Raw genomic sequence first — 13,847 nt, forward strand, 5'->3', positions numbered from 1 at the left:
TGGAGCAACCGGAGTGACAGGTTCACAAGGGCCGCAAGGAATTCAAGGTCCAACTGGAGCAACCGGAGTGACAGGTTCACAAGGGCCGCAAGGAATTCAAGGTCCAACTGGAGCAACCGGAGTGACAGGTTCACAAGGGCCGCAAGGAATCCAGGGCCCAACAGGGAGCACAGGAGCAACCGGAGCGACCGGAGTTAGTACGACTGCAACGTATGCATTTGCAAATAATACTTCAGGAAGTGCTATTGCTGTTGTGTTAGGTGGTACGGATATACCATTACCGAACAATCAAAATATTGGACCAGGAATAACAGTTAGTGGTGGAAATACTGTATTTACAGTTGCAAATGCAGGAAACTATTATATAGCCTATACGATCAATTTAGCAGCCACCTTACTTGTAAGTTCCCGCATAACGGTAAATGGAAGTCCACTTGCTGGAACGATAAATGCTCCAGTGGCAAGTGTAGGTTCATTTAGTGCAACAATAATCGCTAGCTTACCAGCTGGAGCTGCTATTAGTTTGCAATTATTTGGAGTAGCTGCACTGGCTACATTATCTACGACAACGCCAGGAGCTACTCTAACGATTATTAGATTAAGTTAATAAGCAGAAAACCTTGAAACTCTTATGTTTCAAGGTTTTTTTATACCGCTATTTGCGGATAATCCTCACTAATCAGAGGAGGATGGAAACGCTCCTACAAATTAAAGTTTTACTTTATTCACTTGAGCAAAAACATCGCAGTTCGAAAATATATTATAATAGAATGAAAAGAGAAAAATTTGGCAGAAAGGGAGGGTGGCGATGCAGGAGAAGGTTAAAGATTTTTTTGGACGCCCACTTCAAGATTTACGCATCTCTGTCATTGATCGTTGCAATTTTAGATGTACATATTGTATGCCAGCGGAAGTATTTGGACCAGATTATGCTTTTTTGAAAGATGAATTTTTACTGACGTTTGATGAAATCGAGCGTTTGGCAAAAGTATTTGTTAGCATCGGTGTAAGAAAAATTAGACTCACTGGTGGCGAACCACTGCTCCGTAAAGATGTAACAAAGCTTATCGCGCGTCTCGTGAAAATTGACGGGTTAGTAGATATAGGATTAACGACAAATGCAATTCATTTAACAAAGCAAGCAAAGGCATTAAAAGAAGCTGGATTACATAGAGTAAATGTTAGTTTAGATGCGATAGATGACGATACATTTCGGAATATTAATGGTCGGAATATTAATACGAAACCTGTGATGAAGGGGATCATGGCAGCGAAAGAGGCAGGGCTTGAAGTAAAGGTAAATATGGTAGTAAAAAAAGGAATGAACGATCATCAAGTACTTCCAATGGCTACGTATTTTAAAGAACAAGGAATTTCGCTTAGATTTATTGAGTTTATGGATGTTGGTAGTACGAATGGGTGGAATTTTGATCAAGTAGTTACAAAGCGGGAATTAATTGAGATGATTCATAGGGTGTATCCGCTTGAGCCAGCTGAAGCACATTATTTCGGCGAAGTTGCGAAAAGATATCGGTACATTGGAACAAATGTAGAGGTCGGTTTTATTACTTCGGTTTCTGAGTCGTTTTGTTCTTCTTGTACGAGAGCGAGAATTTCGGCAGATGGAAAGTTTTATACTTGTTTGTTTGCGACAGAAGGATTGGATATAAGGGAACTTCTTAGAGGAAATCTTTCGGATGAGGAGTTATTAAATGTTATACAAGATGTATGGATGAATAGAAAAGATAGATATTCAGATGAACGGACAGAAGAAAGTGCAAAAAATCGTCCGAAAATTGAAATGTCTTATATAGGGGGATAAGAAAGGGGGCTATCGTATGCAGGAGCGTTATTCAAGACAAATATTATTTCCAGGTGTTGGAGAAGAGGGACAGCGAAAAATAAGAGAGAAGCATGTGCTTATTATCGGCGCAGGTGCTCTCGGTGCAGCGAATGCAGAAGCGATTATTAGAGCAGGTGTTGGAAAAGTAACGATTGCTGATCGTGATTATGTAGAATGGAGCAATTTACAAAGACAACAATTATATACAGAAGAAGATGCAAAGCAGTATAAACCGAAGGCGGTAGCGGCAGCAGAACATTTAAAAGCGATTAATTCTGAGGTGGAAATCAATCCGGTTGTAACTGATGTAACGGTGCAAGAAATGGAAGAACTAGTGAATGGTGTAGATTTAATATTAGATGCGACAGATAATTTTGAAACGCGTCTTCTTATTAATGATATTTCACAAAAGTATAATATTCCGTGGATATATGGTGGTTGTGTCGGGAGCTACGGGGTAACTTATACAATTTTACCAGGGAAAACACCGTGTTTCCGCTGTTTAATGGAGCATCCAGCAAGTGGAGCAACATGTGATACAGCTGGTATTATACAGCCAGCGGTGCAGTTAGTAGTTGCGCATCAAATAACGGAAGCGCTGAAAATATTAGTAGAAGACTTTGGGGCGCTTCGTGAAACGATGTTATCATTTGACCTTTGGAATAATCAACAGATGGCATTTAAAGTGAATAGGCAGAAAAAAGATGCGTGTTTATCTTGTGGAAGATTACGTACATATCCGAGTTTAACATTTGAAGCACAAACGAAAACGGAAGTTTTATGTGGGCGGAATACAGTACAAATCCGTCCAGGTGTGCGGAAAGATTTTCATTTAGAAGAAATTAAAAAGCGCTTACAAAAAAGTGTAGAGGTAAAGGCAACACCTTATTTATTATCATTCCCGGTAGAAGAATATCGCTTTGTTCTATTTACAGATGGTAGAGCGTTTATTCATGGGACGAATGATATGAATGTAGCGAAAAGCTTATATGCAAGATATATAGGTTGAACCTAAAGGCAACCCTTTAGGTTCAACGGAGAGAGGATTAAGAATTTCTCGTATAATCTCCACTTTTTCCACCTGTTTTTTCAAGTAAGTATGTTTCGCCAATAATCATACCTTTATCAACAGCTTTACACATATCGTACACGGTAAGAGCAGTAGCAGAAGCAGCTGTTAAAGCTTCCATTTCAACGCCGGTGCTACCTTCTGTTTTAACTTTTACTTCAATGAGTAGTCGGTAGTGTTCTTCTGATTGTTTCCAATCGAAAGAAACATCAACACCTTTTAATAATAAAGGATGACACATTGGGATAATATCAGAAGTGCGTTTCGCAGCCATAATGCCTGCGATTTGTGCAACCGCTAATACGTCACCTTTCCCAATTTCATTGTGAGAGATTTTATCGTAAATTTCTTTTGTAACGACAATGCTAGAGCACGCAATTGCTGTTCGAACGGTTGCTTTTTTATCGCTTATATCAACCATCTTCGCGCGTCCTTGGTCATTAAAGTGTGTGAATGAAGACATGGAATTCCTCCTTGAAGTAATTTCTATTTAATATATAAAGTTTAATCGAGATAAAAAAATTTGCAAATATGAGGTGAGAAACGATGGTAGAAAAGCGAATTCCGATTCAAGTTGCTGAGGCAGTAGAACGGGTAATGAAATATGCGAAGTATGGGGAAGTAGAAGAGGTTACTATTACGGAGAGTTATGGGAGGATTCTTGGGGAAGATGTTGTCTCAGATCATGACGTTCCTCATTTTGATCGTTCTCCTTACGATGGTTTTGCAATTCGAGCAGAAGATACGAAAGAAGCCAGTCAAGAAAATCCGGTTGAATTTGAAGTAATAGGAGAAATTGGAGCGGGTTCTGTTTTTACAGAAGAAGTAGGAGCTTTTCAGGCGATTCGTATTATGACAGGAGCTGCTATTCCAGAAGGTTGCAATGCAGTCGTAATGCTAGAGCTGACAGAAGGGTTCGAGAAGAACGGAAAAGTATATATGAAGTTAAAACGTCATTTCAAAAGTGGTGACAATGTGTCATTTAAAGGGGAAGATATAAAACAAAATCAAGTCCTCGTTAAGAAGGGTGTTGCAATTAATCCGGGTGTTGCGGCCCTATTAGCAACGTTTGGATATAGTACTGTGAAAGTTGTAAAACAGCCTGTTGTCGGTATTGTAACGACAGGAAGTGAATTACTAGACGTTCATGAGCCGTTAGAGCCAGGGAAAATTAGAAATAGTAACTCTTATATGATTGCAGCTCAAATTATGAAAGCTGGCGGGAAAGTACGCTATTATGGACAACTTGCTGATGAGTTAGATGCATGTTTTACAGCTGTTCAATCGGCAATGGATGAAGTCGATATTTTAATTACAACCGGCGGTGTTTCGGTAGGAGATTATGATTATTTACCAGCTATTTATGAAAGATTACAGGCGAATGTCCTCTTTAATAAAATAGCGATGAGACCAGGAAGTGTAACGACAGTAGCGGAAGCTGATGGAAAGTTACTTTTCGGTTTATCAGGAAATCCTTCAGCTTGTTATGTAGGCTTTGAATTATTTGTACATCCAATTATAAAAACATATTTGTATGCGAAGGAGCCTCACGTATATAGAGCTGATGCTATTTTGCAAAGAGATTTTCCGAAGCCAAATCCATTTACTCGTTTCGTAAGAGCGAACATGACGATCGTGGATGGGGGATTACAAGCGATGCCAGTCGGTTTAGATAAATCGAGTGCGGTCTCTTCACTTGCGGATGCAAATGCTTTTATCGTATTGCCTGGAGGAACGAGAGGATTTGAGGCAGGGATGAAAGTATCTGTATTATTGTTAGAGCACTCCGAGGGATGTGATTGGCCATGGGCAAAGCCCCTTCAATCTTACAAATAGTAGGGTATCAAAATAGCGGGAAAACAACACTTGTAGAGAAAGTTGTGCATGCATTAGCCAAAAGAGAAATGAAAGTTGCTACAATTAAACATCACGGGCACGGAGGTTTTCCGGAAGTAGCACAAAAAGATAGTGAAAGACACAGAAAAGCCGGTGCTGTTGTAAGTAGTGTAGAAGGTGCGGGATTACTTTCACTTTCTTCGCTAAGAGAGGAATGGTCCTTACAAGAAATTATTCACTTATATGAGTTTTTTGAAGTGGATACGATTTTAATAGAGGGCTATAAAAAAGAGAGCTATCCGAAAGTAGTGTTACTTCGTTCTGCGGAAGACGCTGAACTTTTACATAAAGTAGAGAATGTAGTAGCGGTTATTACGTGGCATGATGCTCCGGCAAACTTACGAGAAGAATACGAAGTATTTCATATAACAGAAGAAGAGTTGTATATAGATTGGTTTTTACAAACGGTTAGGAGCACAAAATGACAAATATGTATTATGAAGTAATTGATACAGAAATCTCGATTGAAGAGGTGGCGAAGAAAGTAATTCGCCGTGAATGTGGTGCTGTTACAACATTTATTGGAACAGTAAGGGAGTTTACGAAAGGGCGTCGTACATTATACTTAGAGTATGTTGCTTATAAGACAATGGCAGAAAAGATGCTAGAGAAAATCGGCTCAGAAGTGAAAGCGAAATGGCCGGGTACACACGTTGCGATTACACATCGCATCGGCACATTGCAAATTTCAGATATAGCGGTTGTTGTTGCTGTTTCAACACCACACCGAAAAGCGGCTTATGAAGCGAATGAATATATTATGGAACGTATAAAACAAATTGTTCCGATTTGGAAAAAAGAGTTTTGGGAAGATGGTGACTCATGGATTGGTGATCAATTAGAAAAAACACCATATCCAGCAGGAGAGCCTGGGAAGGAGCTATAAGTATGATTCGAGTATTGTTATTTGCGCACTTGCAAGAAGAAGCAGGAACAAGTGAATTACAAATAGAGAAAGAAAATATTACGGTTGCAGAGTTAAAAGATATTGTTGCCAAAGAATATAATGTACCAGTATCAGCGCCAATTATGGTTGCAATTAATGAAGAATACGCAAATGAAGATGATAAGATCCAATCTGGTGATATTGTTGCACTCATACCACCAGTGAGCGGTGGTTAATATTGGATTCATTAAACCGACTTTCCTGAATAGGGGAAGTCGTTTTTTTATGGCAGTTTTGAGAACACTAATGTATAGGATAAGGAGGGCATTATGAAAAAACTATGTGTAATGATGACAATGATATGTTCTATCTTTTTCTTTTCTCCAAGTTATTCTTGGGCAAAAGAGTCGAAGGAACAACTTTTAGAGAGTGCGTTATTGAATCGGTATTACTCCGTTATAAGGCAAGCGACAGAAGATCAATATGAATGTGATTCAGTTATAAATATAAAGCGTTTAGGTAAGAAAGATGAGTTCGTTCCTAGATTTGAAGTGACGCTACAATTTCTTACATTTCAAGGTGCACATAATCCGCCGAATGACAAAGTTACACTTACTTTGGAAGATAATTTAGATCATATAAAGATAAAGAAAGTGGAACGAGAAAAAAATGTTTCTAGTGCGATTGCAGAAAAGGTGTGCGCACGAGCGAAGGAAAAAATGAAAGCACACTCTAATGGCGTAGAGAGGTAACTGATAACATTTTGTGGAGAAAGGTAATGAGCGATGGATATATTTTTAGCGATTTTACCAGCTATATTTTGGGGAAGTATTGTGCTATTTAACGTGAAACTCGGCGGGGGACCGTATAGTCAAACGCTCGGTACAACGCTTGGTGCACTTATTTTCTCGATTGTTGTTTATATTTTGGTGAAGCCAGTATTGACTCCTACTGTTATTGGAGTTGGAATTGTGTCGGGTTTATTTTGGGCGCTCGGTCAGGCGAATCAATTAAAAAGTATCGATTTAATGGGTGTTTCGAGGACGATGCCAATTTCAACAGGGCTTCAATTAGTTGCGACGACTTTATTTGGCGTCATCGTATTTCATGAATGGTCCACGACAATATCAGTCGTCCTTGGAATTTTAGCGCTCGTTTGTATTATTATCGGTGTTATTTTAACATCACTTCAAAGTGAAGAAGAAAAAAATGCAGAGCAAGCAGCGAATTTTAAAAGGGGCATCATAATTTTATTAATTTCAACAGTCGGTTATTTAGTTTACGTAGTAGTTATTAGGCTATTTAACGTAGATGGTTGGTCGGCATTATTACCACAAGCAGTTGGTATGGTGTTAGGGGGTATTTTACTTACATTTAAACATCATCCATTTAATAAATATGCGATACGAAATATTATTCCAGGATTAATTTGGGCAGCAGGAAATATGTTTTTATTTATTTCGCAGCCGCGTGTCGGAGTCGCAACAAGCTTTTCACTATCACAAATGGGAATTATTATTTCGACGCTTGGCGGGATTCTTATATTAGGCGAAAAGAAAACGAAACGTCAATTAACAGGTATCGTTGTTGGTATCGTTTTTATCATTGCAGCCGGAATTATGTTAGGGATTGCAAAAGGTTAAGGAGGTATTGAAATGTACAGTGATTTAGAAGGGAAAGTCGTCGTTATTACAGGATCAGCAACTGGCCTCGGAAGAGCGATGGGAGTAAGGTTTGCTAAGGAGAAAGCGAAAGTGGTTATTAACTATCGCTCACGAGAGTCAGAAGCGAATGATGTGCTAGAAGAAATTAAAAAAGTAGGCGGAGAAGCGATTGCTGTAAAAGGTGATGTTACGGCCGAATCAGATGTTGCGAATCTCATTCAATCTGCTGTGAAAGAATTTGGTACGCTCGACGTTATGATTAATAATGCGGGGATAGAAAATGCGGTCCCGTCGCATGAAATGCCGTTAGCGGATTGGAATAAAGTAATTAATACAAATTTAACAGGTGCTTTTTTAGGAAGTCGAGAAGCGATTAAATATTTTGTGGAACACGACATTAAAGGGTCTGTTATTAATATGTCTAGCGTTCATGAGAAAATTCCGTGGCCACTATTCGTGCACTATGCAGCAAGTAAGGGCGGTATTAAACTTATGACAGAAACGTTAGCGTTAGAATATGCGCCAAAAGGTATTCGAGTAAATAATATTGGACCAGGTGCAATTAATACGCCGATCAATGCTGAAAAGTTTGCTGACCCAAAACAGCGTGCTGACGTAGAAAGTATGATACCAATGGGCTATATTGGAAAACCTGAAGAAATCGCAGCAGTAGCAACTTGGCTTGCTTCATCAGAGGCGAGTTACGTAACTGGAATTACGTTATTTGCAGATGGTGGAATGACTTTATATCCATCATTTCAAGCTGGGCGTGGATAATATGAAAAGGACAAAGAGTTTTATCTCTTTGTCCTTTTTGGCAAAAAAAAATAGCGCCAGCTATTTTAAATTTAATGATTAATTGTCTCTTGAAGAAATTCTGTCGCTTGATGTTCAGAAACGTTTTGTACGAGCGCAACTTCACTAATCATCATTTTGCGTGCATTATCTAGCATTTGTTTTTCGCTCGCATTTAATGCTCTTTCTTTATTACGGCGAAGTAAATCCCGAACAACTTCTGCGCTATCTTGCAGATTGCCGTTTTTCATTTTTTCCATATTCATTGTATATCTTTGTTTCCATGAGAGTGATGGGTCTGATTCCCCGTTTTGGAATTCAAGAAGTATATCATCTAACGTACCTTTATCGACGATATAACGAATACCTGATTTTTGTAATTGATCCATCGGGAGCATTACTTGCATATCTTTATTAGTGATGCGTATCACACAATATTGACGCGTAGTACCTAATATTTCTTTCTCTTCAATGGCTTCGATGATTCCTGCACCGTGCATTGGATAAACGATTTTATCACCAATTTGAAACAAATCATCCACCTCCATATGTGGTAACCACTTTTAATGATAGCATACGCTTATAAAAATGTCAAATTTTATATAATACCATAATGTGTATATTTGAGTCAATAAGTAAAAGCTCTTTTTTTATATATTTTTTGCTCGTACTTATTGATGATTTTTTTAGAAAAATAGTACAGGCGAAAACAGAAGGCATATCCACTTATTTTTAAGCATAAAATGTAAAATCGCTAATACAATATACCTAAATCCGTTCTTTGTAGAGGAGGGAGAGAAGGTGGGGCGCACAATAAGAATTGATATTACAAATAAAGTTGTAGCTAAATTTAGACCAGATTATTTGGAATTATATACGAGTAAATTTATGATAGGTAAGTTTTATGTCTATACTGAAGATAAACAATATGTGTTAGAAGACGGATATATATATGAGAATGGAAAGTTTTATCGCATCATAGATACGCACCGTGGCAATAATCAAGCGGCGGAGGGCTGCGATCTAGGATGGTGTTAACATGATTCGTGTGAAAGTGTTTGATGAAAGCCACGAAAAAGACTTAGAAGACGCTGTAAATGTATTTTTGAAAAAGATTGATGATGGTAACTTTGTAGATATTAAGTACCAAGTTGGTGTTTCCATTAATGATGATGAAAATCAAATTTACTGTTTTTCAGCAATGATTGTGTATAAAACATAAAAAAGAGCTGGGTAAGCCAGCTCTTTTTTATGTTTTATCCCGCTATTTGCGGGCAGTAAGACTCCCACTTCAAAATTCGGCATACGAGGAAGTTAGGCGGGAGACAACTGCCCGTTAATGCCCGATTGGTGCGGGCTGATAATCAGTGGGGAATGAACCCCCCACTAATTAAAGTTTCACTTTATGTTGGGACAACATGAGTTGGTAAAACGTTCATAATAGATTGAGTAGTGCCTAATTTCTTTGTCGTTAAAAGAAGTTCTTCTGTTTCATGCTTTTGGGCATCTTTACACATACCGAGGTGATAACGATCACCTAAAAATGGATCAATATAAAAACCGTTTTTGAATACTTTATCATTCGGATGTTTTTCATGGTGAATGTCAGAACAATTAATGCAATAGAACATAGCTTTCATCCCCTTTTTATTTTTGTTTAAAAAAGTGAGTGGGTAGTCATTTCGCTCCTAAGGAAATGTTGAGGAGAAGAGAAATAACTACCTACTCAAATGGTGGGCATATTCCTTCTGATTTTTCATATCTCACGTATTGTCCCCGAGGGAAGGAGGAGAGACGAAGTACGCATGATATAAGTAAGGCGCTCCTTTCAATATGAATGATGGAGTTTCATGTTGAGAGAAGTTTTTATTTTTTATTGCCTTTGTGAGTATATTATGAGGAAATGCTGAGAGAGTGTTTGTCCTGTTGAAAAAATGTTGAGAATTTCTCAACAGTGAAAAGAGCCTTTCTTGACGTGTAACTAAAGGGTGTTATATTATTGGAAATGAAACTAAAAGGTGTTACTTTTGTGCCGAATAAAGGAGAAGTAAAATGGAACAACAAAATACATTAAATGATATTAAACAAACAATCGTTTTTAACGCGCCTCTTCAAAAAGTATGGAATGTAGTATCAACTGCGGAAGGAATTTCGTCATGGTTTATGCCAAATGATTTTGAATTAAAGGTGGGACATGAGTTTCATGTGCAATCACCATTTGGGCCATCACCATGTAAAGTGTTAGAAATTGATGAGCCAAACCATTTATCTTTCTCATGGGATACAGATGGCTGGATTGTTTCATTTGATTTGAAAGATTTAGGAGATAATAAAACAGAATTTACGTTAATTCACGGCGGCTGGAAACATCCTGATGCAATTCTTCCAAAACCAAATGCGAAGAGCTCTATTATTCGCGAAAGAATGAATGGTGGCTGGGTAGCGATTGTAAATGAAAAACTGAAAAAGGTTGTCGAAGGATAAAATGTCTTCGTCAGCAGCGAAATATGATGTATTTCAAGCGATTGCTGATCCAACCCGCCGAGAAGTGTTACGGTTATTAAGTGATAAAGAGTTGCCAATCTCCAAAATAACAGACCATTTTCCAATGAGTCGCACAGCTGTTGTAAAGCATCTGCATATTCTTTCAGAAGCGAATTTAGTAAGTGGAAGAAAGAGTGGAAGAGAGAAGATATATCGTTTGCAACCAGAGCCGTTAGCTGAATTACAACAGTGGCTCTCATACTATGAACGTTTTTGGGATAATAAATTGTCCATGCTTAAATATATTGTGGAGAATGAAGAGTAGGTTTTATGCAAAGAGGATGACCAAAATGGTCATCCTCTTTATTGTTGCTCACTTGTTTGCTTAGTTGGTTTTAACACAAGCCAAGCGATAATTAATGTTAATACTGCTAATGCGAAAGTACTCATATAAATGACGTGTACACTTGCAGCTAATGCTTGTTGTGATTCGGTTGCTACGTTTGCTGTAGTTCCGCCGTGTCCACCAGAAGATACAAGATCAAGGTTTTTAATACCACGTGCGTGAATCATTGTATTGAAGACTGTTCCGAATACTGCAGCACCTAACGTTTGACTAAATGTATTAATAAATGTGTTTAAGCCTACTGCTGTTCCGCGCGTATGAGCTGGTACGGCTGCTTGAATTGTTACCATGTAAATAGGTGTTACAAGTCCCATTCCTAAGCCGAATAATCCGACTGCCACATAAATAAGGAATGATGGTGAGTTTGTTGATAATGTAAATAATAAGAAGGTAGCAACTGATAAAATGCTAGCTCCAAGTAAAATAATTTGTCTCGTTTTTAATTTGCCAACCAAGTTACCAGAGAACATAGCACCGAATGTCCACATAACAGGAATCGGCATTAAAATAAGTCCAGCTTCTGTTGCATTCTTTCCTAAAACCCCTTGGCTCCAAATTGGAAGATACATTGTAATACTAATAATCATTGCACCAGCAATAAGCGTGAGTATGTTTATTGTAGATAATGTACGGTTAGAGAAAAGTGCTAGCGGAATTAATGGCTCCGGAGATTTTTTCTCGATGAATAAGAATAGAATGAATGAAATAGCGGCGAAGATTAATAGGCCGATAATTGTAATATCTCCCCAGTTTTGCTTACTGCTGCCTGTTAATAACGCGTATAGTAAAGCAATTGTACTTAATGAGAAGACTGTTGCACCAAGATAGTCGATATGTTGCTTAGCCGACTTAACAGATTCCTTATAAGAAACTGCGATCATTAAGCAAGCGATAATTCCAAATGGAACATTTAAGAAGAAAATATAGCGCCAAGAAAGGGAATCAACTAAAAATCCACCTACTAATGGGCCGATAACACCAGATACACCCCAAACGGCACTCATCCAGCCCTGTGCTTTCGCGCGGTCTTTCGCTTCGCTATATAAGTCCCCAATAATTGTCATAGTAATTGGCATGACAGCACCAGCACCTATCCCTTGAAGAGCGCGGAAGAAGATTAATTGTTCCATGGATGTAACGACTCCGCAAAGCGCAGAACCGATTAAGAAGATTGTTGCTCCGATGAGCAGAACTTTTTTGCGGCCGAATAAATCAGCTAGTTTTCCGTATATTGGAGTCGAAACAGCTGTTGCAAGCATATAAATTGCATATACCCAGCTAACAAGTTCGACGCCTGACAAATCGCTCGTTATACGAGGGATTGCTGTACTAACAATCGTTCCTTCTACAGCAGAAAGAAACGTCATTAACATTAAAGACATCATGACTTTTTTTCTCATTTGTTTTCCCCTTACCCTTTTTCAAATATTCAACAATATAAAATATAAAGGTACTAAGGTATATAAAGCAACAAAAAAGAAACAGGAATCCCTGTTTCTTTTTTAATACTGCATTTTCGCGTTTTGTCCAGCTGTTGTTCCGGCAATTCTACCAGTAACGAGGGCGGATGTAATGTTATAGCCACCAGTATAACCATGAATATCGAGAACTTCACCGCAGAAATATAGGCCGCTAGTGAATTTAGACGACATTTCTTTCGGGTTAATTTCTTTAACGGATACTCCTCCGCCAGTAACGAATGCTTTTTCAAGTGGCTGCGTACCATTTACACTCACAGTAAATTCTTTAAAGTCTTTCACAAGTGCACGAATCTTTTCGTGAGAAACTTGTCCAGCTTGTTCGCTACCATCAATTTCGTTTTTTTCTAATAAAAATAGGAAGTAACGCTCAGGAACATACCCTTTTAATACGTTTTTAATTCCTTTTTTCGGCTCTTCTTTCATTTGTTTCAGCATGCGCTGGAATAGTTGTTCACTATTTTCTTCTGGCAATGCATCGATACTCATTTGAACTGTATTCGTTTTAAACTTTTTCATCGTTTTTACAACGAATTGGCTACAACGAAGAGCAGCAGGACCAGATAGGCCGAAATGAGTGAAGAGCATGTCCATTTTATGAGAAATGACAACTTTTCCTTTCGGGTTTAATACGCTTAAGTTTATATCGCGTAAAGCAAGACCTTGTAATGAGCGGTCACGTATAAACGGCTCGTTTGAAAGGATTGGCACTTCTGTTGGGAATAATTCTGTAATGGTATGTCCAGCTTTTTCAGCCCAAGCGTATCCGTCTCCAGTAGAACCAGTATGAGGAACAGATTTTCCGCCAACAGCAATAACGACATGATTTGTTTCTAATACTTCACCCGTTTGTAAAATAACTGTTTTCGTTTGACCATTTTCATATTCAATCGTTTCAACAGGTGTATTCGTACGGATTTTTACACTTAAGTCTTTTAATCGTGTTAAAAGCGCGTCTACTACAGATTGCGCTTTGTTTGATACAGGGAACATGCGGCCATGGTCCTCTTCTTTCAGTTTTACACCGAGATTTTCGAAGAATGTAATAATATCTTCATTATTAAAAATAGAAAAAGCACTGTATAAAAAGCGGCCGTTTCCTGGTATATGTTTCACGATTTCATCGAGTGGTAGACGGTTCGTCACATTACAGCGACCGCCACCAGAAATCGCAAGTTTACGCCCTAGTTTATTTCCTTTATCAAGAAGTAAGACATTTGCGCCTTCTTCTGCAGCACCGATTGCAGCCATTAGCCCAGAAGGCCCGCCGCCGATGACAATAACATCATAATGCATAATATATCGACCTCATTTTCTACATTTCCT

General features: G+C 38.4%; 19 protein-coding genes. 14 read left to right on the forward strand and 5 right to left on the reverse strand.

Going from position 1 to position 13,847, the window contains the following annotated elements:
- From ACQKNR_RS14795 to ACQKNR_RS14805, 3 genes are all read left to right on the forward strand, one after another.
- On the forward strand, nucleotides 1–607 hold a 607-nt coding region (locus ACQKNR_RS14795; protein WP_427318553.1), incomplete at its 5' end, for a BclA C-terminal domain-containing protein.
- A 201-nt stretch (nucleotides 608–808) separates the two neighbouring features.
- Nucleotides 809–1,822: a GTP 3',8-cyclase MoaA gene (gene moaA, locus ACQKNR_RS14800; RefSeq protein ID WP_427318554.1), complete on the forward strand. Its 1,014-nt coding sequence runs from the start codon at nucleotides 809–811 to the stop codon at nucleotides 1,820–1,822.
- A 16-nt stretch (nucleotides 1,823–1,838) separates the two neighbouring features.
- Nucleotides 1,839–2,852 (forward strand): molybdopterin-synthase adenylyltransferase MoeB, encoded by a 1,014-nt coding sequence (locus ACQKNR_RS14805; RefSeq protein ID WP_427318555.1) that lies wholly within the window; start codon nucleotides 1,839–1,841, stop codon nucleotides 2,850–2,852.
- Between the two features lie 37 nt (nucleotides 2,853–2,889).
- Here the strand turns inward: ACQKNR_RS14805 and moaC are convergent, their stop codons facing one another.
- Nucleotides 2,890–3,375 carry a cyclic pyranopterin monophosphate synthase MoaC gene (gene moaC / locus ACQKNR_RS14810; RefSeq protein ID WP_000094142.1) on the reverse strand — a complete coding sequence of 162 codons (486 nt, stop codon included), beginning with the start codon at nucleotides 3,373–3,375 and terminating at the stop codon, nucleotides 2,890–2,892.
- An 83-nt stretch (nucleotides 3,376–3,458) separates the two neighbouring features.
- On the opposite strand from moaC, the gene ACQKNR_RS14815 reads away from it, so the two are divergent.
- From ACQKNR_RS14815 to ACQKNR_RS14845, 7 genes are all read left to right on the forward strand, one after another.
- Nucleotides 3,459–4,748: a molybdopterin molybdotransferase MoeA gene (locus ACQKNR_RS14815; protein ID WP_427318556.1), complete on the forward strand. Its 1,290-nt coding sequence runs from the start codon at nucleotides 3,459–3,461 to the stop codon at nucleotides 4,746–4,748.
- Nucleotides 4,718–5,233 (forward strand): molybdopterin-guanine dinucleotide biosynthesis protein B, encoded by a 516-nt coding sequence (gene mobB, locus ACQKNR_RS14820; protein WP_427318557.1) that lies wholly within the window; start codon nucleotides 4,718–4,720, stop codon nucleotides 5,231–5,233. Before ACQKNR_RS14815 ends, mobB begins: the two co-directional genes overlap by 31 nt.
- Nucleotides 5,230–5,694, forward strand: coding sequence for a molybdopterin synthase catalytic subunit MoaE (gene moaE, locus ACQKNR_RS14825; protein ID WP_427318558.1), 465 nt, complete (start codon nucleotides 5,230–5,232; stop codon nucleotides 5,692–5,694). Before mobB ends, moaE begins: the two co-directional genes overlap by 4 nt.
- A 2-nt stretch (nucleotides 5,695–5,696) precedes the next feature.
- Nucleotides 5,697–5,930: a molybdopterin converting factor subunit 1 gene (gene moaD / locus ACQKNR_RS14830; RefSeq protein WP_427318559.1), complete on the forward strand. Its 234-nt coding sequence runs from the start codon at nucleotides 5,697–5,699 to the stop codon at nucleotides 5,928–5,930.
- Between the two features lie 93 nt (nucleotides 5,931–6,023).
- Nucleotides 6,024–6,446, forward strand: coding sequence for a DUF3888 domain-containing protein (locus ACQKNR_RS14835; protein WP_427318560.1), 423 nt, complete (start codon nucleotides 6,024–6,026; stop codon nucleotides 6,444–6,446).
- A gap of 33 nt (nucleotides 6,447–6,479) precedes the next feature.
- The gene (glcU, locus tag ACQKNR_RS14840; RefSeq protein ID WP_427318561.1) at nucleotides 6,480–7,337 is read left to right on the forward strand and encodes a glucose uptake protein GlcU; all 858 of its coding nucleotides are present in this window, start codon (nucleotides 6,480–6,482) and stop codon (nucleotides 7,335–7,337) included.
- A gap of 12 nt (nucleotides 7,338–7,349) precedes the next feature.
- Entirely contained in the window at nucleotides 7,350–8,135 is a 786-nt protein-coding gene (locus ACQKNR_RS14845) for a glucose 1-dehydrogenase (protein ID WP_427318562.1), read from the forward strand.
- 71 nt (nucleotides 8,136–8,206) lie between these two features.
- Here the strand turns inward: ACQKNR_RS14845 and ACQKNR_RS14850 are convergent, their stop codons facing one another.
- Nucleotides 8,207–8,701: a CarD family transcriptional regulator gene (locus tag ACQKNR_RS14850; protein ID WP_427318563.1), complete on the reverse strand. Its 495-nt coding sequence runs from the start codon at nucleotides 8,699–8,701 to the stop codon at nucleotides 8,207–8,209.
- Between the two features lie 253 nt (nucleotides 8,702–8,954).
- Here ACQKNR_RS14850 and ACQKNR_RS14855 point away from each other — a divergent pair, with 253 nt between their 5' ends.
- Both ACQKNR_RS14855 and ACQKNR_RS14860 read left to right on the forward strand, forming a co-directional pair.
- The gene (locus ACQKNR_RS14855) at nucleotides 8,955–9,191 is read left to right on the forward strand and encodes a DUF2553 family protein (protein ID WP_048374324.1); all 237 of its coding nucleotides are present in this window, start codon (nucleotides 8,955–8,957) and stop codon (nucleotides 9,189–9,191) included.
- Between the two features lies 1 nt (nucleotide 9,192).
- Nucleotides 9,193–9,375: a sporulation protein Cse60 gene (locus tag ACQKNR_RS14860; RefSeq protein WP_098542874.1), complete on the forward strand. Its 183-nt coding sequence runs from the start codon at nucleotides 9,193–9,195 to the stop codon at nucleotides 9,373–9,375.
- A gap of 181 nt (nucleotides 9,376–9,556) precedes the next feature.
- Here ACQKNR_RS14860 and ACQKNR_RS14865 read toward each other — a convergent pair whose 3' ends face one another.
- Complete coding sequence (locus ACQKNR_RS14865) at nucleotides 9,557–9,784, reverse strand: DUF3973 domain-containing protein (protein WP_142328342.1); 228 nt, start codon at nucleotides 9,782–9,784, stop codon at nucleotides 9,557–9,559.
- Between the two features lie 421 nt (nucleotides 9,785–10,205).
- Between ACQKNR_RS14865 and ACQKNR_RS14870 the strand changes: the two genes are divergently transcribed.
- Nucleotides 10,206–10,637: an SRPBCC family protein gene (locus tag ACQKNR_RS14870; RefSeq protein WP_427318564.1), complete on the forward strand. Its 432-nt coding sequence runs from the start codon at nucleotides 10,206–10,208 to the stop codon at nucleotides 10,635–10,637.
- 1 nt (nucleotide 10,638) lies between these two features.
- Nucleotides 10,639–10,962, forward strand: a complete 324-nt coding sequence (locus tag ACQKNR_RS14875; RefSeq protein ID WP_427318565.1) for an ArsR/SmtB family transcription factor — start codon at nucleotides 10,639–10,641, stop codon at nucleotides 10,960–10,962.
- Between the two features lie 38 nt (nucleotides 10,963–11,000).
- Here ACQKNR_RS14875 and ACQKNR_RS14880 read toward each other — a convergent pair whose 3' ends face one another.
- Entirely contained in the window at nucleotides 11,001–12,443 is a 1,443-nt protein-coding gene (locus tag ACQKNR_RS14880; protein WP_427318566.1) for an MDR family MFS transporter, read from the reverse strand.
- 102 nt (nucleotides 12,444–12,545) lie between these two features.
- A complete protein-coding gene (locus ACQKNR_RS14885) occupies nucleotides 12,546–13,817 on the reverse strand; it encodes an NAD(P)/FAD-dependent oxidoreductase (RefSeq protein ID WP_427318567.1) in 1,272 nt (423 codons plus the stop codon).
- Nucleotides 13,818–13,847: the final 30 nt, after the last annotated feature.

Origin of the sequence: Bacillus sp. NPDC094077, assembly GCF_050279465.1 — a bacterium.
GTDB lineage: Bacteria > Bacillota > Bacilli > Bacillales > Bacillaceae_G > Bacillus_A.